This window comes from Mesorhizobium sp. M2D.F.Ca.ET.226.01.1.1, from assembly GCF_004022705.2.
Lineage (GTDB): Bacteria > Pseudomonadota > Alphaproteobacteria > Rhizobiales > Rhizobiaceae > Mesorhizobium.
The window spans coordinates 37033-55905 of the sequence record NZ_RZOY02000015.1; the positions used below are offsets into that span (position 1 = coordinate 37033).

The 18873-nt window shown below is 62.7% G+C and carries 28 protein-coding genes and 1 pseudogene; 13 read left to right on the plus strand and 16 right to left on the minus strand.

Going from position 1 to position 18873, the window contains the following annotated elements; genetic code table 11:
- Positions 1 to 275: 275 nt before the first annotated feature.
- The 3 genes from EN869_RS28490 to EN869_RS28500 are packed head-to-tail and all read right to left on the minus strand — an operon-like array spanning position 276 to position 5333.
- On the minus strand, positions 276 to 650 hold the full coding sequence (locus EN869_RS28490; RefSeq protein WP_127230557.1) for a response regulator: 375 nt from the start codon (positions 648 to 650) through the stop codon (positions 276 to 278).
- A complete protein-coding gene (locus EN869_RS28495) occupies positions 647 to 4252 on the minus strand; it encodes a CheR family methyltransferase (protein WP_127230556.1) in 3606 nt (1201 codons plus the stop codon). The genes EN869_RS28490 and EN869_RS28495 overlap by 4 nt, the downstream gene beginning before the upstream one ends.
- Positions 4212 to 5333 (minus strand): chemotaxis protein CheB, encoded by a 1122-nt coding sequence (locus EN869_RS28500; RefSeq protein WP_245489610.1) that lies wholly within the window; start codon positions 5331 to 5333, stop codon positions 4212 to 4214. The genes EN869_RS28495 and EN869_RS28500 overlap by 41 nt, the downstream gene beginning before the upstream one ends.
- Before the next feature lie 391 nt (positions 5334 to 5724).
- Between EN869_RS28500 and EN869_RS28505 the strand changes: the two genes are divergently transcribed.
- Positions 5725 to 5916 (plus strand): hypothetical protein, encoded by a 192-nt coding sequence (locus tag EN869_RS28505; RefSeq protein ID WP_127230555.1) that lies wholly within the window; start codon positions 5725 to 5727, stop codon positions 5914 to 5916.
- 154 nt (positions 5917 to 6070) lie between these two features.
- Here the strand turns inward: EN869_RS28505 and EN869_RS28510 are convergent, their stop codons facing one another.
- The gene (locus tag EN869_RS28510) at positions 6071 to 6271 is read right to left on the minus strand and encodes a hypothetical protein (protein WP_127230554.1); all 201 of its coding nucleotides are present in this window, start codon (positions 6269 to 6271) and stop codon (positions 6071 to 6073) included.
- Between the two features lie 124 nt (positions 6272 to 6395).
- On the minus strand, positions 6396 to 6605 hold the full coding sequence (locus tag EN869_RS28515) for a cold-shock protein (RefSeq protein ID WP_127230553.1): 210 nt from the start codon (positions 6603 to 6605) through the stop codon (positions 6396 to 6398).
- 132 nt (positions 6606 to 6737) lie between these two features.
- Between EN869_RS28515 and EN869_RS28520 the strand changes: the two genes are divergently transcribed.
- On the plus strand, positions 6738 to 7445 hold the full coding sequence (locus tag EN869_RS28520; protein ID WP_245514643.1) for an inorganic diphosphatase: 708 nt from the start codon (positions 6738 to 6740) through the stop codon (positions 7443 to 7445).
- A 95-nt stretch (positions 7446 to 7540) separates the two neighbouring features.
- On the opposite strand, the gene EN869_RS28525 is transcribed toward EN869_RS28520, so the two are convergent.
- Positions 7541 to 7834 carry a hypothetical protein gene (locus EN869_RS28525; RefSeq protein WP_127230550.1) on the minus strand — a complete coding sequence of 98 codons (294 nt, stop codon included), beginning with the start codon at positions 7832 to 7834 and terminating at the stop codon, positions 7541 to 7543.
- A gap of 267 nt (positions 7835 to 8101) precedes the next feature.
- Between EN869_RS28525 and EN869_RS28530 the strand changes: the two genes are divergently transcribed.
- On the plus strand, positions 8102 to 8614 hold the full coding sequence (locus EN869_RS28530) for a ferritin-like domain-containing protein (RefSeq protein ID WP_127230549.1): 513 nt from the start codon (positions 8102 to 8104) through the stop codon (positions 8612 to 8614).
- Positions 8615 to 8721: 107 nt separating this feature from the next.
- On the plus strand, positions 8722 to 8931 hold the full coding sequence (locus EN869_RS28535; protein ID WP_127230548.1) for a hypothetical protein: 210 nt from the start codon (positions 8722 to 8724) through the stop codon (positions 8929 to 8931).
- Position 8932: 1 nt separating this feature from the next.
- Here the strand turns inward: EN869_RS28535 and EN869_RS28540 are convergent, their stop codons facing one another.
- The 4 genes from EN869_RS28540 to EN869_RS28555 form a co-directional block, all read right to left on the minus strand.
- The gene (locus tag EN869_RS28540) at positions 8933 to 9103 is read right to left on the minus strand and encodes a hypothetical protein (RefSeq protein WP_245512383.1); all 171 of its coding nucleotides are present in this window, start codon (positions 9101 to 9103) and stop codon (positions 8933 to 8935) included.
- 193 nt (positions 9104 to 9296) lie between these two features.
- Entirely contained in the window at positions 9297 to 10295 is a 999-nt protein-coding gene (locus EN869_RS28545) for a YihY/virulence factor BrkB family protein (protein ID WP_127230609.1), read from the minus strand.
- A 320-nt stretch (positions 10296 to 10615) separates the two neighbouring features.
- A complete protein-coding gene (locus tag EN869_RS28550) occupies positions 10616 to 10840 on the minus strand; it encodes a hypothetical protein (RefSeq protein WP_127230546.1) in 225 nt (74 codons plus the stop codon).
- A gap of 62 nt (positions 10841 to 10902) precedes the next feature.
- Positions 10903 to 11082 (minus strand): hypothetical protein, encoded by a 180-nt coding sequence (locus EN869_RS28555; protein ID WP_127230545.1) that lies wholly within the window; start codon positions 11080 to 11082, stop codon positions 10903 to 10905.
- Positions 11083 to 11203: 121 nt separating this feature from the next.
- Between EN869_RS28555 and EN869_RS34635 the strand changes: the two genes are divergently transcribed.
- Positions 11204 to 11371, plus strand: coding sequence for a hypothetical protein (locus tag EN869_RS34635; RefSeq protein WP_167498654.1), 168 nt, complete (start codon positions 11204 to 11206; stop codon positions 11369 to 11371).
- A 13-nt stretch (positions 11372 to 11384) separates the two neighbouring features.
- On the opposite strand, the gene EN869_RS28560 is transcribed toward EN869_RS34635, so the two are convergent.
- The 4 genes from EN869_RS28560 to EN869_RS28575 all read right to left on the minus strand — a co-directional run bounded on the left by EN869_RS28560 (position 11385) and on the right by EN869_RS28575 (position 13521).
- Positions 11385 to 11633: a hypothetical protein gene (locus EN869_RS28560; protein WP_127230544.1), complete on the minus strand. Its 249-nt coding sequence runs from the start codon at positions 11631 to 11633 to the stop codon at positions 11385 to 11387.
- A 208-nt stretch (positions 11634 to 11841) separates the two neighbouring features.
- Positions 11842 to 12027 carry a DUF3606 domain-containing protein gene (locus EN869_RS28565; protein ID WP_127230543.1) on the minus strand — a complete coding sequence of 62 codons (186 nt, stop codon included), beginning with the start codon at positions 12025 to 12027 and terminating at the stop codon, positions 11842 to 11844.
- A 148-nt stretch (positions 12028 to 12175) separates the two neighbouring features.
- Complete coding sequence (locus EN869_RS28570; RefSeq protein WP_127230542.1) at positions 12176 to 12481, minus strand: hypothetical protein; 306 nt, start codon at positions 12479 to 12481, stop codon at positions 12176 to 12178.
- A gap of 17 nt (positions 12482 to 12498) precedes the next feature.
- Positions 12499 to 13521: an SDR family oxidoreductase gene (locus tag EN869_RS28575; protein ID WP_127230541.1), complete on the minus strand. Its 1023-nt coding sequence runs from the start codon at positions 13519 to 13521 to the stop codon at positions 12499 to 12501.
- Between the two features lie 174 nt (positions 13522 to 13695).
- Between EN869_RS28575 and EN869_RS34640 the strand changes: the two genes are divergently transcribed.
- Together EN869_RS34640 and EN869_RS28580 are read left to right on the plus strand one after the other, a co-directional pair.
- Positions 13696 to 13872 carry a hypothetical protein gene (locus EN869_RS34640; protein WP_167507115.1) on the plus strand — a complete coding sequence of 59 codons (177 nt, stop codon included), beginning with the start codon at positions 13696 to 13698 and terminating at the stop codon, positions 13870 to 13872.
- Positions 13873 to 14096: 224 nt separating this feature from the next.
- Positions 14097 to 14393, plus strand: coding sequence for a DUF982 domain-containing protein (locus EN869_RS28580; RefSeq protein ID WP_127230540.1), 297 nt, complete (start codon positions 14097 to 14099; stop codon positions 14391 to 14393).
- 30 nt (positions 14394 to 14423) lie between these two features.
- Here the strand turns inward: EN869_RS28580 and EN869_RS28585 are convergent, their stop codons facing one another.
- Positions 14424 to 15143: a Crp/Fnr family transcriptional regulator gene (locus EN869_RS28585; RefSeq protein ID WP_127230539.1), complete on the minus strand. Its 720-nt coding sequence runs from the start codon at positions 15141 to 15143 to the stop codon at positions 14424 to 14426.
- A gap of 138 nt (positions 15144 to 15281) precedes the next feature.
- Here EN869_RS28585 and EN869_RS28590 point away from each other — a divergent pair, with 138 nt between their 5' ends.
- The gene (locus EN869_RS28590) at positions 15282 to 15542 is read left to right on the plus strand and encodes a hypothetical protein (RefSeq protein WP_245489609.1); all 261 of its coding nucleotides are present in this window, start codon (positions 15282 to 15284) and stop codon (positions 15540 to 15542) included.
- A gap of 30 nt (positions 15543 to 15572) precedes the next feature.
- Positions 15573 to 16466 (plus strand): alpha/beta hydrolase, encoded by an 894-nt coding sequence (locus tag EN869_RS28595; RefSeq protein WP_127230538.1) that lies wholly within the window; start codon positions 15573 to 15575, stop codon positions 16464 to 16466.
- Positions 16467 to 16667: 201 nt separating this feature from the next.
- On the opposite strand, the gene EN869_RS28600 is transcribed toward EN869_RS28595, so the two are convergent.
- Positions 16668 to 17072 (minus strand): hypothetical protein, encoded by a 405-nt coding sequence (locus EN869_RS28600; protein WP_127230537.1) that lies wholly within the window; start codon positions 17070 to 17072, stop codon positions 16668 to 16670.
- Between the two features lie 267 nt (positions 17073 to 17339).
- Between EN869_RS28600 and EN869_RS28605 the strand changes: the two are divergent.
- From EN869_RS28605 to EN869_RS28620, 4 genes and pseudogenes are all read left to right on the plus strand, one after another.
- A pseudogene (locus tag EN869_RS28605) lies at positions 17340 to 17435 on the plus strand (KGG domain-containing protein); the annotation flags it as partial.
- 69 nt (positions 17436 to 17504) lie between these two features.
- Positions 17505 to 17948 carry a GFA family protein gene (locus EN869_RS28610; RefSeq protein ID WP_127230536.1) on the plus strand — a complete coding sequence of 148 codons (444 nt, stop codon included), beginning with the start codon at positions 17505 to 17507 and terminating at the stop codon, positions 17946 to 17948.
- Between the two features lie 160 nt (positions 17949 to 18108).
- Positions 18109 to 18597 carry a hypothetical protein gene (locus EN869_RS28615; protein ID WP_127230535.1) on the plus strand — a complete coding sequence of 163 codons (489 nt, stop codon included), beginning with the start codon at positions 18109 to 18111 and terminating at the stop codon, positions 18595 to 18597.
- A 69-nt stretch (positions 18598 to 18666) separates the two neighbouring features.
- Positions 18667 to 18873: a hypothetical protein gene (locus EN869_RS28620; RefSeq protein ID WP_127230534.1), complete on the plus strand. Its 207-nt coding sequence runs from the start codon at positions 18667 to 18669 to the stop codon at positions 18871 to 18873.

The window sequence follows — 18873 nt, forward strand, 5'->3', positions numbered from 1 at the left end:
CAGCCCACGTGCTTGAACTCTGCTCCCAAGCGCTGCTGTGCGCCTTAACAACGGTTAATCAGCCCTGGCGACTGAAGTCCTATTGGCAGGGGGTATTCGGTCGGGGCTCGCGCTTTGAGCCGTGATTTGCATCACCTGTTTGCCGGTCACGTCACGGACGGCACAGCCAACATCCTGGCTCTTTGCGCTCGCGACCAATTTGCGGACGATTTTGAAGGCCCGATTCTTGGCCTAATCCACCTGGGTAGACCGTGCCTTTTGCGTTGCGGTCGACATCACCGCAAACGGAACTTCGCCACGGCTTCGGTCAGTTCGCCGGTGTCGACGGGCTTCGTCAGTCTTGGCGTGTTCTGGAATTCGTCGGGAAAGACCGTTTTGCTGTCATAGCCAGTCAGGAACAGGAACGGGATCCCGCGCGAGGCCAGGAGCTCGGCAATCGGAAAGCTGCGTTCGCCTTGCAGGTTGACGTCGAGCACCGCGCCGTCCAGGGCGATACCGTCCATCGTCTTCAACGCCTGTTCCACGGAGGCCGCGGGGCCGATCACGGCACACCCGGATGCGGCAAGCTGATCGGAGAGGTCCATGGCGATCAGGAACGTGTCCTCGACGACAAGAACCTGGAGACCCGTTAGAGGAGCTTTCTCATTCATGCCTTGCCGGGAGCAGACGGCGAACGATACCCTGAAGCTTCCGTCCGCTGTAGCGGCATTTCCAGCACGCATTCCAGACCGGATGGCTTGAATCGCAAATCTACAGTTCCGCCCAACTCGTACTCCAAACTCTGCTGGACGAAAGTGGTTCCAAAATTTCTTTTGGCGGGCTGGCCGATGCTCGGACCGCCGATCTCCTTCCAGTTGATCGTCAGCCTGTCCTGCTCTCCTCGGTTCCAGGAAACCTCGATCCTGCCGTTCTCGGCGGTGAAGGCGCCATACTTTGCCGCGTTGCTCGCGAGTTCGTAGAAAACCATGCCGAGCGTCGCGGCGGCACTTGGGTTCAGCCGGATCGGCCGACCATGGACAAGGACGCCGTTTTGCTGCGCATTGCTATAGGGCGAAAGTGTTGCCCGCAGCAGATTCTCCAGATCGGCGCCTTCCCAATTGTACGAAGACAAGAACTCGTGCGTGTGGGCCATCGCCTGCAGACGCTCCTGGAAGGCGGTCGAGAAATCGCTCAGCGAATTCGACGTGCGGACCATGCGCGAGGTCAGCGCCATGACGGTGGCGAGGATGTTCTTCACCCGATGCTGCAGCTCGTGCAGCAGCCTTTCCTGGCTGCGTTCGGCCTTCTTGTGGGCCGAAACGTCGACCATCGCCGCGATCGCGCCGCGCACCTTGCCGTTTTCGTCGAACAGCGGATTGGCGGAGATCAGCACGTCGATGCTGCTACCGTCGGCGCGCGCTATCCGGGCTTCATAGCCGAGGATGGGTCTGCCCGTGCGCATTGCCGCGAGCAGCGGTTGATTGTCAGCTTCCACTACCGCGTCCTTCTGCATCAAAGGCAGGACGGCCGGCATAACAATAAGCTTGGCGTCCGTGACAGACCCGCCGGCGAGCTCGACCGCGCGGCGGTTGGCGCGGATCTCCTCGTCATTGCCGTCCTCGACGATGAAGATGCCCACCGGCACAAGGTCGAGCAGCGTTTCGAGGCTTTCGACGCGGTTGCGCAGATCGTGCGAGAGCGCCCCGATCCTTTCCTCGGCCCGCGCGATCTGGGTGACGTCGACGAAGGTGACAACCACGCCGGCGATCACATTGTCGACGGTGCGGTAAGGCAGGACACGCATGATGTAGCGCCTGCCGCTTTCGGCTCCCCCGACCTGCCGCTCGATGGTGCCCAGCCTGTGCAGCACCTGTTCCATGTCACTTTGCAGACCGTCTGCCGGAAAACGGGGGCGCACATGCGCCAGCGGCCGGCCGACATCGCTCTCGACCAGCCTGAACAGGTCGCGCGCGGTCGGCGTGAAACTCTTGATGCAGAGGTCGCGGTCGAGGAACACGGTGGCGATCTGCGTGCTTTCCAAAAGGTTCGCCATGTCGTTGTTGGCGCGGCTGAGCTCGTCGACGCGGATGCTGAGCTCGGCGTTGACGGTCTGCAGTTCCTCGTTGATCGACTGCAGCTCCTCCTTGGAGGTCTCCAGCTCCTCGTTGGACGACTGCAGTTCCTCATTGATGGATGACAGTTCCTCGTTGGAGGATTTCAGCTCCTCGTTGGAGGATTCCAGTTCCTCCGTCGTGATTTGCAGCCGCTCCCTCGTCTCCCTCAGCTCTTTCTCGAGCTGGCTGACATTGGCGCTTTCGACATCGTCGGTGGTGTGGACCGGCTCGTCCTCGGTCTCCGGCTTGATGCCGCCAATGTCGCGGAAGACCAGCATATAGAGCGGGTCCGCCCCGCTCTCGGTGGGCAGCGGCTGGACGGCGAGGCTGATCGTCTGGCGCCCGCCATTGGTGCCGATGCTGATCTTGTTCTGGATTGCCGTCTGCCCGGTGCTGACGGCCTTGTGCAAGGCGGCTCGCAGGTCCATGCGCAGCCCGCGCCGCGCCATGGCGAACACGTTGTGGTCCGGCGCGCCGGCCGCGAGCTCAAGGTACTTTCCAGTGCCGCCCGAGCTGTGGATCAACTCGCCGGCGGCGTTGATGACCACATAGGCCGGCGAATAGCGCTCGATAAGCAACCGTTCCGCGGTTTCCTGAAGCGTCCCGGTCGCTGCCCTCAGGCGCGTGTGCGGCGCAGCCTGCCTGGCCGCGGCAGCAAGCGGGAATTCGGGCAGCCGCTGCGCCGAGATGCCGCCGCGCTTCTGGAACAGCCGGCTCGGCTTGTCGATGGTCGAGAACAGCCGCGCATGACGGGTGACGTTCTCGGACGAACCGAGGAAGAGATAGCCGTTGTTGCGCAGCGCGTAGTGGAAGATCGGCACGATCTTTTCCTGCAGTTCCGGGCCCATGTAGATCAGCAGGTTGCGGCAGGCGATCAGGTCGAGCTTCGAGAAAGGCGGGTCGCGCAAGAGGTTGTGCGAGGAAAACAGGCAGACCTCCCGCAGCTCGGAGGCGACGCGATAAGTGCCGTCCTCGCGCGAGAAAAACTCCTTCAATCGCTTCGGCGTCATGTCGGAGGCAATGGTCGCGGGGTAGCGTCCGGCGCGCGCCACTTCCAGGGCGCGCTCGTCGATGTCGGTGGCAAAAATCTGCAGGTTGGGCGACGCAGCGCCGCGCGGCGCGTTCTCCTTGAGCAGCATGGCGATCGAATAGGCCTCCTCGCCGGTGGCGCAGCCCGGCACCCAGACCCTGATCGTCTCGTCCGGCTTGCGGCCCTCGAACAATTTGGGGATGACGAGGCGTTCCAGCGCGTCGAATGCCGACGCGTCGCGGAAGAAGCTGGTCACGCCGATCAGAAGGTCCTGGAACAGGAGATCGATCTGCTGCGGGTCCTCGCGCAGCCTGTCGTAGAAGGCGGCGGGATTATCGATCTGCAGCACCTGCATGCGGCGCTGGATGCGCCGCAGGATCGTGTTGTCCTTGTAGCCGCTGAAATCATGGCCGGTGCGGCTGCGAAGCAGCGCGGCGATGCGCGAAAGCTGGTCGGCGACGTCGCGCTTGTGGCGGTCGCGCTCGCTTTCGGTGCGGGTGGAATGGCGGAAATAGCTCACCAGCCTATCGGCCATTTTTTCGGCCGGCAGCACCATGTCGACGAGGCCGCTCTGGACGGCGCTGCGCATCATGCCGTCATATTCGGCGCTCTCCTGCGCCAGCGTCAGCCCACCGCGCTCCTTGATGGCCCTGAGACCGATGGTGCCGTCGCTGCCGGTACCGGACAGGATGACACCCGCCGCGTTCTCGCCCTGCTCCTGCGCCAGCGAGGTGAAGAAGTCGTCGATCGGCGTGCGTCTGACGCGCGCGGTCGCCATCCTGGCGATATGGAAACGATGCTTCTGAACCGTCACCGAGACGCCGGGCGGGATCACATAGATCTTGTTGGCTTGGAGCTCGATGCCCTCGGCCGCGGTTTCAGTGTCGATCGCGGTGCAGCGCTGGATGATGCTCGCCAGCACGCTTTCATGCTCCGCGTCGAGATGCTGGATCACCACATAGGCGAAGCCGCTGTCGGTCGGGACCTCCGGAAAGAATTTCTGCAGCGCGCCGATGCCGCCCGCCGAAGCGCCGATGCCGATGATCGGAAAGGACGCATCGATAGGCTCTTTCGGGCTGCTGCGCGCGCTAGTCCGTGGTTTCCTTCCCGTCTTCGCTGGCTTCGCCATCGTCTGTTGCCTGTACCCGCCTGTGTTCGAGGATGCGTTCGATCACCTGCGCATCCTCCTCGTATTCGCTCGCCCGTCTGGCCAAGCGCGTGGCGAGCGTGGAGCGACCCCGCGTCCTTTCCCGCTCGGCCATGCGCCGTGTGAATTCCGCGCGCTGCTGATGCGAGCGCAGCAGGCTCCACAGGATTTCGTCGGCCTCGAGCGCCTGCGCCTCCATCATCGCATCGGCCGTGAAGGCGTGTCCGGTATGACACCGATAGCGCACCATGTCACCGTCTTCGATCTCCCAAAGCGGCCCATGGCATTCCGGGCATGTAAACACCGACAATTCACCGAGTCGATCTTCTTTTTTCATGGTCGAATGCTCCTGCGCGGCGATCGCCGCTTCCAGCCTGACGGCGGGCGGAGCCGGCAAGGTTTCGCCCGCCGGCTCCACGGCAAGCTTCGCCAGCAAACCACCCAGTTCCGCCGCTGGCAGGCAGTGGTCAACCGCGACATGATCCAGCGCGCTTTCCACCATGGCCGGCACCAGCGTATCTTTTGGGTGCTGGACCACGGCGATGCCGCCGACGGCCTTGATCGCCCTGAGGCCGGCTGTGCCGTCAGACAGCGACCCCGACAAGAGCACGCCGACGACGCGAGCGCCGTAGCTCAGCGCCGCCGAGCGGAACAGCGGGTCAATGGCCGGCCGGGCTAGATTCTCGCGCGGACCGCGCCGCCGCAGCATGTGGCCATCATGCAGCAGGAGGTGGAAGTCGGGCGGCGCCACATAGACCCGGCCGGTTTCAAAAGTTGCCCCGTTCCTAGCAACCATGGCCTTCAGGGGTCCCGCGCGATCCAGGATGTTGGCCAGATAGCTTACCTCCCCGACATGCAACACAATGAACACGGCGGCCGGCAGGCCCTGTGGCAGGTCGCCGACGATCCGCCGCAACGGCTCGACACCGCCGGCGGATGCTCCGATGGCGATAAGGCAATGCCCGCCCGGCACGTGTCTGGCGGACGCGCCAACGCCGGTGCCTGCCTCGCGACGACTATCGGAGACGGTTTGTGAAGTCAGGCTGTCGGTCTTCCGAGGCAATTTTGACGCCCAGCTTGGATTGAAGGCAATTCATGGCTTTAACGGGGGTCGCTCGCTGAACGTTCCATCAACGGCCTGGCGACCATCTATTTGACAGGCCGGGTGAAAACCAAAGCCTCGGTCGGGAGTGGGTCAGATTTGAATTTGGATGGAACCGACCACGCCTTCGCCGGTTGATCCCGCAGGCGACCAGTTCCTCCCTCTAACCGCAGTCGCCGACCGACAAGCCCGTCGCCACATCCTCCCGGCGACGGGCTTTCCGTCGGACCTCAGTCTGACGGAATTGATTCGTGCCTGAACATTTTTGGGTGTATTTTCCTCAAGCCGTTCGGTAGAGGCACGCGGACGCTTGGAAGCTATTCATGCTTTTCGTCCGTCCAGGGAGGCAGGCATGCTGGAATACGGTGTGGCGGACCCCGTCCAACTGGCCATTCTCACAAAAGCGCTGAACGACTATTGCGCAAAACATCGCGTTATTTGCGAACAAGAGCGCGAGCGGATCGCGATCAAGATATTGAGCCTTTTCGGGCGAGGTGTCGACGATCCTGACCGATTGGCCACAGCGCTTGAGCGAGCAGCCTAGACGGCCTGCGATCCCTGTTTTGAATCCCGTGTGACCGGCTACTTGCGCCAGCCGCGCTAGAGGATCCGTCCGGAATTGCGACAAACAAAGAGATAGGGCGGTTCACTGTTTCCGTGAAATAGTGATCCGCTCAAGAGCGCGTCGCGATCTCTGGTCAGCGCGGACGCTTCGATCTGGCCTTGGCGGTTTTCTTCGGCAGCTCCTCGACGGGCGCGCGCGCCAGCCTCGCGGCGCGCAGCCGCGCCGTTTTGGCGATCCGGGCGGCCGTGTCGCTGTCGACGATGGCGCGCGCCGTTCTCGTGGTGGCCTCGTTCTTGGCATCGCCTTTCGGCTTGAACACGTTCATCTCAGCCATGTGCTACCTCGCTATCCAAAGTGAAAAGGCCGGCCAAATGAAAAAGGCCGGGCGAACCCGACCTCCCCTCAAAACCCCGGCGCCACTGCCAGTACATCCGTGGTCAATGGCGCCGACGCATGGCTCAGGCCGCCTGCAGGTTCTCCGCCGCGCTCTTGCCGCTGCGGGAATCCTTGACGATGTCGAAACTCACCTTCTGGCCCTCGACCAGGGAACGCATGCCGGCGCGCTCGACCGCCGAGATATGGACGAACACGTCAGGCTGTCCATTGCCCTGCTCGATGAAACCGAAGCCCTTGGTCGCGTTGAAAAACTTTACCGTTCCAGCAGTCATTCGATTTTTCCTTTCAAATCGACATAAATCTTTCCGCCCGGCCAGCTAGCCAGACGCCACAATTTTCGAAATCGAGAGGAAAATCGCCAGAGCCCATGGCCCAAGAAACAACGTTCTTTCAACAAGATCGATTTGGTACATATAGCGCTCAATTTCATTCGCGGCAAGGCAAACCCACGTAATATTTGCGGACGGTTCATTCCGGCTTTGCGGCGAGCGCTGCATATCTGGCTCGCGGTGGAACCTTCCCGCGGCGGTGAAGTTCATCTTGCGCAACAGGGCTTGGGGTTCCGATGCGCAATGGCTGACTATCTGAGACTGCCGGCAACCTCCCGCAAGCTATTCCGTGTGGTCATTGAAACGCCCAGGGGATCGGCGGCGAAGCTCGCCTATGAGCCGGGGACCGGCGTGTTCGAATATTCCCGCCCTCTTCCGGTGGGAAACACCTATCCCTACGACTGGGGTTTCGTGCCCTCGACGCTGGGTGACGATGGCGATCCGCTTGACGGGCTCGTCATCCACCAGGCCGCCGCCGCTCCGGGCGTCGTCATAAAATGCGACCTGCTGGGCGCGCTCAGGGTAACACAGCGCGATCCCGACGGCTCCAAGGTCCGCAACGACAGGTACATCTTCTGCCCTCACAAGGAAGACGCGCCGGATGAACCCGTGGTGTCCACTGATGTGCCCGAGGATCTTCGCCGGGAAATCGAGCAGTTCTTCCTTTCCTCGGCGCTGGGCACCGGCAAGAAAATCAAGCTGAAAGGCTGGCAGAACGCCGCCGAAGCCAAGGCCTCCCTGACCAAGGGAATGAAGTCCTTCAAGCGAAAACGCGCCCGCTGAAAGGGCGCCGATGCCTGTCTCTTGATCCTTTCGACCCATCGAATTGAAAACGGCGGCCGGGACAGCCGCCGTTGTCTTTCTCCGTTCGGCCGGCGTCAGTTCGCGCCGCCGAGCTTCATGGTCATCTTGCAGAAATCGTCGTGCTGCTTGGCGATGGCCTTGTCGCCGCAGTCCTTCTTGATCGACGCGCGGTCTTCCTCGGTCATGGCCAGCCATGCCTTCTTGAACTCGTCGCCGGATTTCATCGTCTTCATCCCGGCATCGGTGAAGAAGGGCGCCATCTTTTGCGGGTCGTCCAAGGCCGATGTTCCCTTGGCGCCGCTGGCAATCCCCGCGCCCATGGCGAGTGAGAACGCGATCACGCTCATGCAAAGAATCTTGGTATTCATTTTCCTGCTCCCTGCGATTGTTGGAAACAACTGCTACAAAACAGCGCGCGGCCTGGCAAAAAGTTCCGAGCGAAACCAAAGAAATGCCCGTGCGAATTGCGGACGGAGATTGCGGCGGGTGCGGAGCTTTCGCCCGACTTCCGAGCTTCGGCGCGACGGCCAATAACAATTGAGATTTTTCGGTCGCTTCGCCGGACAAAATCTTTGCGGAACAACTTGGCGAAGGGGGTGTTGATTGCTCATCCAACTTGACCAGGAGATGCGCAGATGGCGACCACCAAAGCGGCCTCGAACAAGGGCCTCAACGAACTTTTCCACGACACGCTGAAAGACATTTATTTCGCCGAGAAGAAGATCCTCGCGACGCTGCCGAAGATGGCCAAGGCGGCGCAGGACGACGCGCTGAGGGCCGCCTTCGAGAAACATCGCGATCAGACCGAGGAACACGTCGCGCGGCTCGAGGAAGTGTTCGAGGTGATCGACAAAAAGCCGGCGGGCAAGACCTGCCAGGCGATCATGGGCATCACCGAGGAAGGCGCCGAGATCATGGACGAGTACAAGGGCTCGCCCTCGCTCGATGCCGGTCTCCTGGCCGCCGCCCAAGCCGTGGAGCACTACGAGATTTCGCGCTACGGCACGCTCAGGACCTGGGCGCAGGAACTCGGCCTGACAGAAGCCGTCACCTTGCTCGACAAGACGCTGAACGAAGAAAAGGAAACGGACGCCGCGCTCACCGAGCTCGCCGAATCGGCGGTCAACGTCGCGGCAGAGGCGGCGTGACATTTCGTCCGGAGCGGGAAGGCAGGGCTCCCATCGGCCCTGTCTTGCCGCCGACGGTCAGTTCCGGCGCGGGCGGGACGGTTTCGCATGGTCGAAAGGCTTTTGCGATGAACAGTACCTCGCTCCACCTTCTCAAGGGCATAGGCTACTTGATCTCGACGGTCAGCGTGACGCTGCTTGCCATCGTCAGCTGGTCGAGCGCCTCCAAGAGCCCCGTTCTGATTGCCTGCCTGCTTGGCGGCGCGGCGACCTCGATAATCGGCATGTTCTGCCGTTGGCTCACCTACGAAATCGAGAAGCGCCAGAAGGAACGGTAAGCTATTCTTGCGGTGAACCAGGCTTGTCCGTACTGCCCGGCTCTTTCAGCCCCAGCCTCTGCCCGTCGGCATAGGCCCTGGCGTATGACTCCCGCTCGAAGGACGTCACATGGTCCTTGCCGTCGCGGACCACGACGACGAACCACTCCCCCATGTTTTCATAGACCTGCACGGAGTCTGGGACCAGGAGGGACTCCTGGTCGGGGCTGGCTTGGGAGCACATGTGCTTATTCCCTCAAAGAGGCTGGGCGAAAGCACCTAAGTTGACTTCCAAGCGTCCCCGTGCCGGGCAGGTGGGGACGACGCCAGGATGATACTCCTTTCGGTGAAGGCAGCCACATCATTTGTTTGGCCGCCGGTCCGGCTCATTCTCGCTTGCCGCCGATTTGAAACATCAGCACGGTGATCAGGCAGGAGAGGACGATCCACGCCGCGACTTCCAGGCCGGAAGCCCCCCGCACCGGCCGGGGAATGGCCGTCGCCGCTGCCGAGCCGGCGGCCACCACCGGCGCAAGATCACGCCGGCTGCCGCGCCGCACCGAATAGGAGCGCGTGATCTCGGCGCCGAAGAGAAATATCTGCGCCGAGTAATAGACCCACACCAGCACCACCATCAGCGCGCCGGCCGCGCCGTAGGAGGTGGCAATGGCGCTGGTGCCGATGTACCAGCCGATCAGCGACTTGCCGATGGTGAAGAGCAGCGCTGTCACCAGCGCGCCGACGGCGACATCGCGCCATTTGAGTGTTCGGTCCGGCAGGACCTTGTAGATCGCGGCAAAGAGCAGCGCGATCAGCAGGAACGAGACGACAGTGTTGACGGAGCTGACGATCAGCTCCCCGAACGGCAGGCTGCGGTTGATGACCTCGCCAAGCGCCGAGATCGCGGTGCTGGCGGCAAGTGAGACCAGCAGCAGGAAACCAAGTGCCGCCACAAGGCCGAGGCTCGCCGCCCTCGCCCGCACCAGGCTCGACAGCGACACGCCGTTGGGCTTGACCTTCCAGATTTCGTTGAGCGACTGCTGCATCTCGCCGAAGACACCCGACGCGGTGACGAGAAGCGTGACCAGCCCGATCAGCGTGGCCAGCGTTCCCGACCAACGGTGCGAAGCGGTTTCGATCGTTGCCTTCAGCAGGTCGGCGCTTTGCGGACCCATGACGCCGGAAATCTCGGCCGACAGCGCGAGCTGGGCGGCGTCGTTGCCGACGACGAAACCGGCGATCGCCACGACAATCAGCAGGATCGGCGCCAGCGAGGTGGTGGCGTAAAACGCCATCGCCGCGCCGCGGCTCAGCGCATTGTCGTCGATAAAGCCGGTGACGCTTTCCTTCAGCATCATCCAGCCTTCTTCGACCCAGCCCGGCATCGTGAATACCGCCTCGCCGAGGCGCGGGCTCGGCATGCCCTTGCGCGGTTCGGTGCCGGCTTTGTCGGATTGCGTCTGCTCTGCCATGTGCTTCCCACGTCCAATACGGAGCGGGCCGGGTGGGACAAGAGCTCGACTGCCTTTTCGTTGGCCAGGGCGTGAAGCCGGAGAAACCAGCCCTGTTCTCTTTGCCACCAGGTCCGGCTGACGCGGCCCGCAAATCACAATCCGGCCCGAGGCGGATGGTTCCAGCGGGGGGAGACTGACGTTCAAGGGTGAAGGCCTGCCGCAGTCAATGGCGAGTTCGGTCGAGAAGGCCACTAAGCCGACCCAGCCCCGAACCATTTGATAAACGCGGCGTCCTTGCCGGTGATATCCCGCACCGTCTTCAACAGCGCCGCGTGAAGCTCCTGCATCGAGCGGTAGTGCTCGCACTGCGTCGATATCAGCGGGTCTACGATGCTCCGATGCAGCGCTTCCGCCGCCGCCATGAACCGTTCAATTTCGCCATCTGAAAGCTGTTTTGCCTTGTTGCGCCGAACCATTGCGACTTCCCTAAGAGAATCGCCCCATCTAGGATTATAGTCCTACAGCGTCCGGCCAGAATCTAGCGACCTTCGGTTGCCTTCGGCTTCCTGGTCGGCACTGGCGGCGCCTCTTCCTTCGGCTGGGAACTCTTGATGACGCGCTTCAGGCGCGCGTTGAAGTTCATTTCGCTGTCGTCCGTCCCGAGTTCGCGGGCGGCTTCGCGGAATTTGTCGCTTTGAGATTTCTCGCTCTTAGGCATTGCCGTGGGTTCGCAAACAGAGGGCCATCGTTTGGGTCTGTCAAATAATATAAGATCGACCTGGACCTGGTGAAACCTCTCCTATCTTCGCGCTTTACCTGTAGAGCGATGGAGAGTGCGCATGCAGAACGACGGGCACGACGATAAAGCCGATAGACGACTGCTGGCCGAGAAGCTGGCCAAGGAAGTGGGTATAACCGAGGCGCAAGCGAGGGAGCTAATCCATATGATCGGCATCGACTGGACGTCCCTCGTGCGCGAAGCTCGCTTTTTGAAAGACAGGCATTGACGGGAGAGCCTGATTAAGCAAGCCGTCTGATGCGGCCGCTTGCCAGGCGAAACACTCCGTCGCTGCCACCCTGTTGCTCGAAGTCGGTCTGGATTTCGTCCCACGTGCCGAGATACGCACCGCACTCGGCGCAATGGATCGGCGTCGAGGGTTGGACGTTCCTGGGGATGTTCAACCGGATCGTTTCGCAGTGCGGGCATTCCAGACGGTGATCGAGATACTCACCTTTCGCGGCATAACTGCCGCCTCTTGCGTCGCTCATCGAAGCTCTACTTCCCTTGAGATAGGTTGGGCGAAAGCGTGATGGGCTCTTCCGGCGCGCGCTTGCCTTTGCTCTGTGCGGCGACTGCTCGAACTTTACACATTCGGCGGAGTGACGCGCTAACATATGATTGGGCGAGCGATCACGTCGCCGGCAGGCGTCAATGTTTGCAAGACCTGTCTAGACCGACCCCGACTGGGAATGCCTGTCAATCCCGTAGCTTCCTCGCTTCCCGCTCGAGCGTCTTGCGGTCGTTGCCGTGTTCGCTGATCAGCTCGCGAACCTGCTCAGGCGTGATCCGGTGCTGCTTCGCGAAGTAGCGCACCTCATACTCTTCGTCCGCCGACACGCGGTCCCGGTCTCGAAAGTCGCGTTTGGTCCTGTCGTCCGTCATGGCTGTTCCTCCTGGTCAGATTGAACATCGACATAGCCGGAATGTTCCAAGTGGCTTTTTCAGCGACAGCTAATGGAACATCGGGTTAGCTACCAGGTTCGGTGCCGCGGCGCTGCCAAGCAGACCGAGCGTGATTGCCTTGGCAGTTTCATTTGCTCGTCTGCGGCGGCACCTCGCCCGGCTTGATAATCGGCATTTCGCTGCCGGTCGGCGGCGGGGTCGTCGCGTTCTGGTCGCCAGTCGGCGGCGGCTTCAGCACACCGCCGCAATCGCTGAGCTGCTTCGACAATTCGTCCGCGGCGGCCAGCTGCTTCTGTTTTTGCTGCTGATCGTTGGCGTTGGGCTTGGCCTGGCAGTTCTGCGCCTGCGGGTCCTTTGGTTGGGCAGTCGTCTGGGCCGCCGCCGGCAGCGCCGGGATCAATGTGAGGGCCGTGATGAGAAGCACTTTTTTCATGGGATCCTCCTGATGGATCAGTAACCCCCAATGATCGGCAGGATCTCGCCGGTGATGTAGCTGGAGCATTGCGGCGAGGCCAGGAACACATAGGCCGGCGCGATCTCCTCCGGCTGGGCCGGCCGCTTCATCGGCGTCTTGGCGCCGAATTGCGCGACGTCCTGCGGTTCCTTCTCGGACGGGTTGAGCGGCGTCCAGACGGGCCCCGGCGCCACCGCGTTGACGCGGATGCCCTTGCTGACGAGGTTGCCGGCGAGCGCGCGGGTGAAGGCGTGGATGCCGCCCTTGGTCATCGAATAGTCGACCAGTTCCTTCGACCCTTCGATACCTGTGACCGAGCCGGTGTTGACGATGGCCGAGCCCGGCTTCATGTGCGGCACGGCTTCCTGCGCCATGTGGAAATAGCCGTAGAGATTGGTCTTCAGCGTGGTGTCGAAATGCGCTTCGGTGAGATCGGCGAAGTCGGCCGAGTGCACCTGGAAGGCGGCGTTGTTGACCAGCACATCCAGCCTGCCGAAGGCCTTGACCGTCTCGGCGACCGCCTTGCGGCAGAAAGCGCGTTTGGCGACGTCGCCGCGCAAGGTGATGCAGCGCCTGCCCTCGGCCTCGACCGCCCGCTTCGTCTCCTTCGCGTCGCGGTCCTCATTGAGATAGACGATGGCGACATCGGCGCCTTCGCGCGCGAAGAGCACCGCCACCGCGCGGCCGATGCCGGAATCGCCGCCGGTGACCAGCGCGACCTTGTCCTTGAGCTTGCCCGACCCTTGCCAGAACGGCGCGTCGTAGAGCGGCGCCGGTTCGAGCGCCCATTCCTCGCCGGGCTTGGGATGATGCTGTTTGGGGAAAGGCGGCGTGGGGTATCTGCGCGCGCCGGCCTGCATGGCGCCCGTCGCCTTCGGCTTCGGCTTGCTGCGGTCGGTGGCGTCAACCTTGCGCTGCACGCCGCGCTGCCGTCGCGCGGTCTCGGCCGTGTCCGTCTTCTTCTTGGCCGGGGCTGATTTTCGGGCTGCGCTGGACTTCGTGTGGCTGGTGGTCGGCATGGTGATCTCCTTTCGAGGACAACGCTTGTCCTGCGAAAAGGTTGGGCCGGCAAAGCTTGGCCGAGGTTTTGTCGCACCGCGGCACGGCGCCAGGACATACATCAAAGTTAAATGCAGCCGCCGTCCCGCGATGCTAACCCCTCGTCGTTGGGGGGACTCTTCAGGAGGAGTCCCATGGACGTTCGAACTTTTATAGGCGGTCTGTCGACCGCCTTGCTGCGCCGGCCTGCCACCATGCCGCCGATCCCGGTCCGGGTGATCCGCGCTTCGCTGGCCGAGGTGCCGCTCAGGCCACGGCCCAGGCCACCGCATAGGCCGGCGCCGCCGATCCGGCCCGCGAGCAACATGTAAGCTTCGGAATTTAGCCCGGACTTGCCTGCCGGATGCAACCGACCGGCGGAGTCATCGTTTACGGCGAACCCCATTCTTATGGTGCATCATGAAATCATTGCGTTTGAACAGCCCGCTTTTCGTCCTTGCCGCCGTCATGATCACGGCCGTGCCCTTTGTCGGCCTGGCCTGGCGTACGCGCGAATGGCTGGGTTGGTGAAAGAAACTGGGGTGGTGAAAGAAAGATGAGCCGTTTCTTGCCGCTCACCATCCGCTTCGTCGGCGGCGGCTCGATGGTGGTCACCACGGTCGCCGAGGCCAGGACCGCGCTTGCCGGAAGCTGGAAGAACAAGGAAGCGCCGGACTACCTCGAAGCGGTCCGCCTGGTGGACGACGCGATCGCGGGTATCTGCCGACCGGCGATCGCCTTTGCCGCCTTCAAAAAGGTCGCCATGCAGCAGGGCCTGTTGAAGCCTTCCCAGCCAAGTGCTGCGCTCACCATGCTGGACGATCTCTCGTTACGCTCCAAGCCACCCCGCTAGTGCGTTTCACCGTTTCACGGAAACGCCGCCCTATCTGGGCTCGTGCACCATGCTGAGATAGGTCGGATCGAACTCGGCAATGGCGACCAGTCGCTCCCAGTCGAGGATGACGATCCTATGGCCCGTCCAGTTGATGACGTTCATGCGGCGCAGCGTGCCGATCACCCGGTTCATATGGACGACCGAAAGGCCGAGCACGTCGGCGAGTTCGGCCTGTGACAGCGGCAGATGGAAACTCGACTCGTGGGTCCTCTTCACCACCTGCAACCTGACGAACAGCTCGCATATCAGATGCGCGAGATGCGAGATTTTCGAGCGGCGGCCCATGGCCACGATCCATTCGCGGTGGATGGCGCCGTCGACCAGCGTGTCCAGCCACAAAAGCCGGGTGAGATGCGGCGCCTGTTCGGTGATCGCGCGCAGCTTGGCGTGCTCGGCGGACAGCACATGGCAGGGCGAGAGCGCGACGATGCCGTGGTCCATCGTCTTCAGCAGGAAGGCATGCAGGTCGACGAAATCGCCGGCGACCTGCAGCGAGGTGAACTGGCGCCCGCCATCCTCCAGCACCTTGTAGCGGGCCGCGAGCCCGTCAATGATGAGCGTGCTGTGGATCGGCCGCGTTCCCTCCGAAACGATATCCTCGCCGGCGGCGACATATTTTTCGAGCGACATCGCGCCGGCGAGCAGTGCTTTCTCTTCCTCCGACAAGGCGTCGTGCTGGCCAAGGTTGAGATAAAGCGATTCCAGCATCCGGCGTCCTCCATTCGCAACAGCTAACGCGGCAGACCGGGGCTGGTTGCAGGCGATGGCGCCGCAAAGGCCGGCGCGCCACCGATTTCCCGTCAGGATCAAATGCTTGGAACCATGATCGCGGCCAGGGATTGAACCTTGCGAACCGCCTGGGACGCCGCATCGATGGAACGCTATTATTTCGACCTCTATAATTCCGAGTATTGCCAGGTCGACGACCAGGGGCAGCTTTTTGCCACCCCCGAGCGCGCCGGCCTGGAAGCGTTGCGCATCCTGCACGACATTGCCCGCGACGAGGCACCGGGAGCCAAGCGGCTGAAGATCACCGTGAAGCTGCGCAACGCCGAGAACGAGCAGATCTTCGAGGCTTCGCTGACGCTGGACTCGGCCTGGAGCTGAGGCCCGGCACGCCATTTTCCGGAGGCAACCATGTTCGCGGATTTCGAGGCGTTGGAAATCGACACCGGCCCGGCAAGGATCTTTGCCCGCCGCGCCGGCAGCGGGCCCGGCCTGCTCCTGCTGCACGGCTTTCCGCAAACGCATCTGATGTGGCGCGACGTGGCGCCAGGCCTGGCGCGCGATTTCACCGTCGTCTGCGCCGATCTGCGCGGCTACGGGCAAAGCTCCTGCCCGCCATCGGCGGCCGACCACGCGCCCTACGCCAAACGCGCCATGGCCACCGACCTGGTGGCGCTGATGGAGACGCTCGGCTTCAAGCGCTTCATGGTCGCCGGCCATGATCGCGGCGGGCGCGTCGCCTACCGGCTGGCGCTCGACCATCCGAACCGCGTCGATAAGCTGGCTGTGCTCGACATCATCCCGACCGCAGATGCCTGGGACCGCGCCGACGCAAGGCTGGCGCTGGGCTACTGGCCGTGGTCGCTGCTGGCGCAACCCGAACCGCTGCCGGAGACGATCCTGGCAGCCGCCGCCGCGGCCATCGTCGACAACGCGCTTTCCGGCTGGGGGTCCGCGCCCGTCGCCTTCCCGCCCGGGGTGCGGCAGGCCTATGTCGACGCGCTGCGCGATCCCGCGCATGTCCACGCCATCTGCGAGGAATATCGCGCCGCGGCTTCGCTCGATCGCGAGCACGACCGTGCCGACCGGGAGGCCGGCCGGCGCATCGCCTGCCCAGTGCTGGCGCTGTGGAGCGAGCATGGCGCGCTGGCGGAATGGTATGTCAAAGAAGGCGGGCCATTGGGGCTGTGGCGGGAATGGGCAGACGACGTCAGCAGCGGCGCCCTGCCCGGCGGCCATTTCTTTCCGGAGGAGTCGCCGATCGAGACGGCGGCCACGCTCGACGCCTTCTTTTCCGGACGCTAAAGCGCGTCGCGTCTGAATGGCCTCATGCGACGGGCTTTAGGTTGTTGTTTTTATGCATGTCGTTGTCCCAAAACCGCTGCGCACTTGTGGGCGACATGCATTTATTGGTTTTATGCATGTCGTTGTCCCAAAACCGCTGCACTTGTGGGCGACATGCATTAGAACTCAACCATAGCGCGTGCCGGCGCGGCCAGGCCCGAATCAGCGGAGCATTAAGCAAAGCAGCGGCAGGGCCGTCAGCCCGATCGCCATGACGATCAGTGTGACGTGGCCGAGACGCTCCGCGCGTCTGGCGATTTCGGCGACCTTGGCCTCGTCGTTGATGACATCAAGGAAGGAAAGATCGGCAAGGGTGGCACGGTTGTTGTCGTTGGCAGGCAGGCTTTCGGCGTCCTGCCGGGCGGGCTTTGCAGAGATGATATAGGTCAAAACGTCGTCTCGCTCCGAAGCCGGCTTCGCGGCCTTCTTGTTCGTGGATATCGGTGCCCGCCGCAATTGCGCGGGGGGCGATCGGCGGGCACCAGAACGGCCGGCGATGGAGGGGGGCTTCGTCGACGGCCGCTCACCAATTCGCAGAAAGCACATTGGTTGCACAAGCCAGCCCAATGCGCTGTCCCGGTCGGACTTCAGTCCGACCCCGAGTCACGAAATGTTTCGGCCGGAACATCGGTTGCCGGCACCTGTTCCCCTTACTCAAGGGTGCCGAACGTGCCCTTGAATTCACCCTAAGAAGAAATCCGAATCAACGGAGAATTCGATATGCCCAATCAAGGCGGAACCCACGAACAGCACGTCAGAGCCGGCCAGCAGAGCCACAAGAACCGCGAGGACCAGCATCGCGGCAGCGGGCAGCAGCAGGCCGAGGACCGCAACATGGGTCAGCGGAGCGCCGGCCAGCACAGGGGCGGCAGCGGCAACTTCGCCGAGGACCGCCAGCGTGCTTCCGAAGCCGGCCGCAAGGGCGGCCAGCGCTGAGTTCAAAATGGCGTTCGTGTCCTGCACGGACGCCATTTCTTTCGGGACAATCGCGGAGGGACCATGGCTATCGAACAAGGCCACTGTTTTTGCGGGGCGGTGAGCGCGCGGATGGACGGCGAGCCGTTCTGGATCTGCTTCGATCACGACGATGATTGCCGCAGGGCCATCGGCAGTCCTCTGACCATCTGGGTCGGTTACCGGCCGGCGCAGGTCGAATGGCTGGCGGCAATGCCAAAAACCTTTTCCCGCACGCGAGGTGTCGTGCGCTCCTTCTGCGGGGACTGCGGCACTTCGATCGGCTATGCCGACAAAGGCCTGCCGGACGAATTCTATCTCTCCATCGGCTTCATGGATCGGCCCAAGCGCTTTCTTCCGGAGGCGCACGCCTACTGGGACATGCGGCTGCCATTTGTCATCATGGACGATGGGCTGCCGCGCGTTGGCGGCTATTCGCGTGACCGGGATCCGGCGTTTGGAACGCCCGCCGAGCGCCAACGCGAATGAAGACGCCGAACAGCCAGAGCTGCTCGATCTTGCAATTCGGCCTCACGCGGCCTCCGACGGTCCCTCGGTGCCGCATGGAACCAGTTCGGCTCCTTCCGGTTGCTTAGATGCCGCCACGACGAAACGGAAGGCGGCGCCCGGTATTCTTATGGAGGCACCGATGTCCTTGCATCCCGAACGCGCCGACGAAACCCGCATGCAAGCCTATTCGGTTTTCGCGCCGGTCCTCATCAATTCGCTCGCCCAGAAGCTCGCCCGCCATCAGGGCATGAAGGAACTGGACAGGCTCGAGACCTCGCTGATCCGGCTGGTCGAGGAAATGAATGTCGCCGCGCCGGAGTCGGAAGTGATGAAGGAATTCGCCATCGAGCTCATCGTATCGACGCTGCGCAATGTCCGCGAGCACCCCGACGCCAAGCAGGACCTGGAGGAGATCGAGGGCCGCCGCGCCGAAGGCCGCTCGGAAGACCCGGACACGCTCGAGGAGCAATTGCAGTCGGGGCTCGAGGATAGTTTTCCGGCAAGCGACCCGCCGGCCGTGGTCTCGACCGCGATCACCGGCGGCTCGAAGGACATCGTCGGCACCGACGAGGTGCTGCGCCGCAAGAAGGAAGCGTCCGCGCGCCGTCAGGAAAAGCAGGAAAGCTGAAACACGGCCCTCACCAGGAGGGAACCTGTCCTTCCGAGAAGGGTTGGTTGAGCATTGGAAGGACAAATCATGCGGAAAAGCGAACTACCCCATCGCCCCGGTGCGGCACACGCTCCCGGCAACCCGCCAACCAAGGAAGGCGACGATCCCGACGTGTGGTTCCTGGCGGAGAACACCGACCTCTCGCCGAAGCAGGCGCGCGAGTTGATCCGCGAGCACGGACACGACCGCGACAAGCTTTTGAAGATCGCACGAACCATGAAGGCGGAAGGCTGA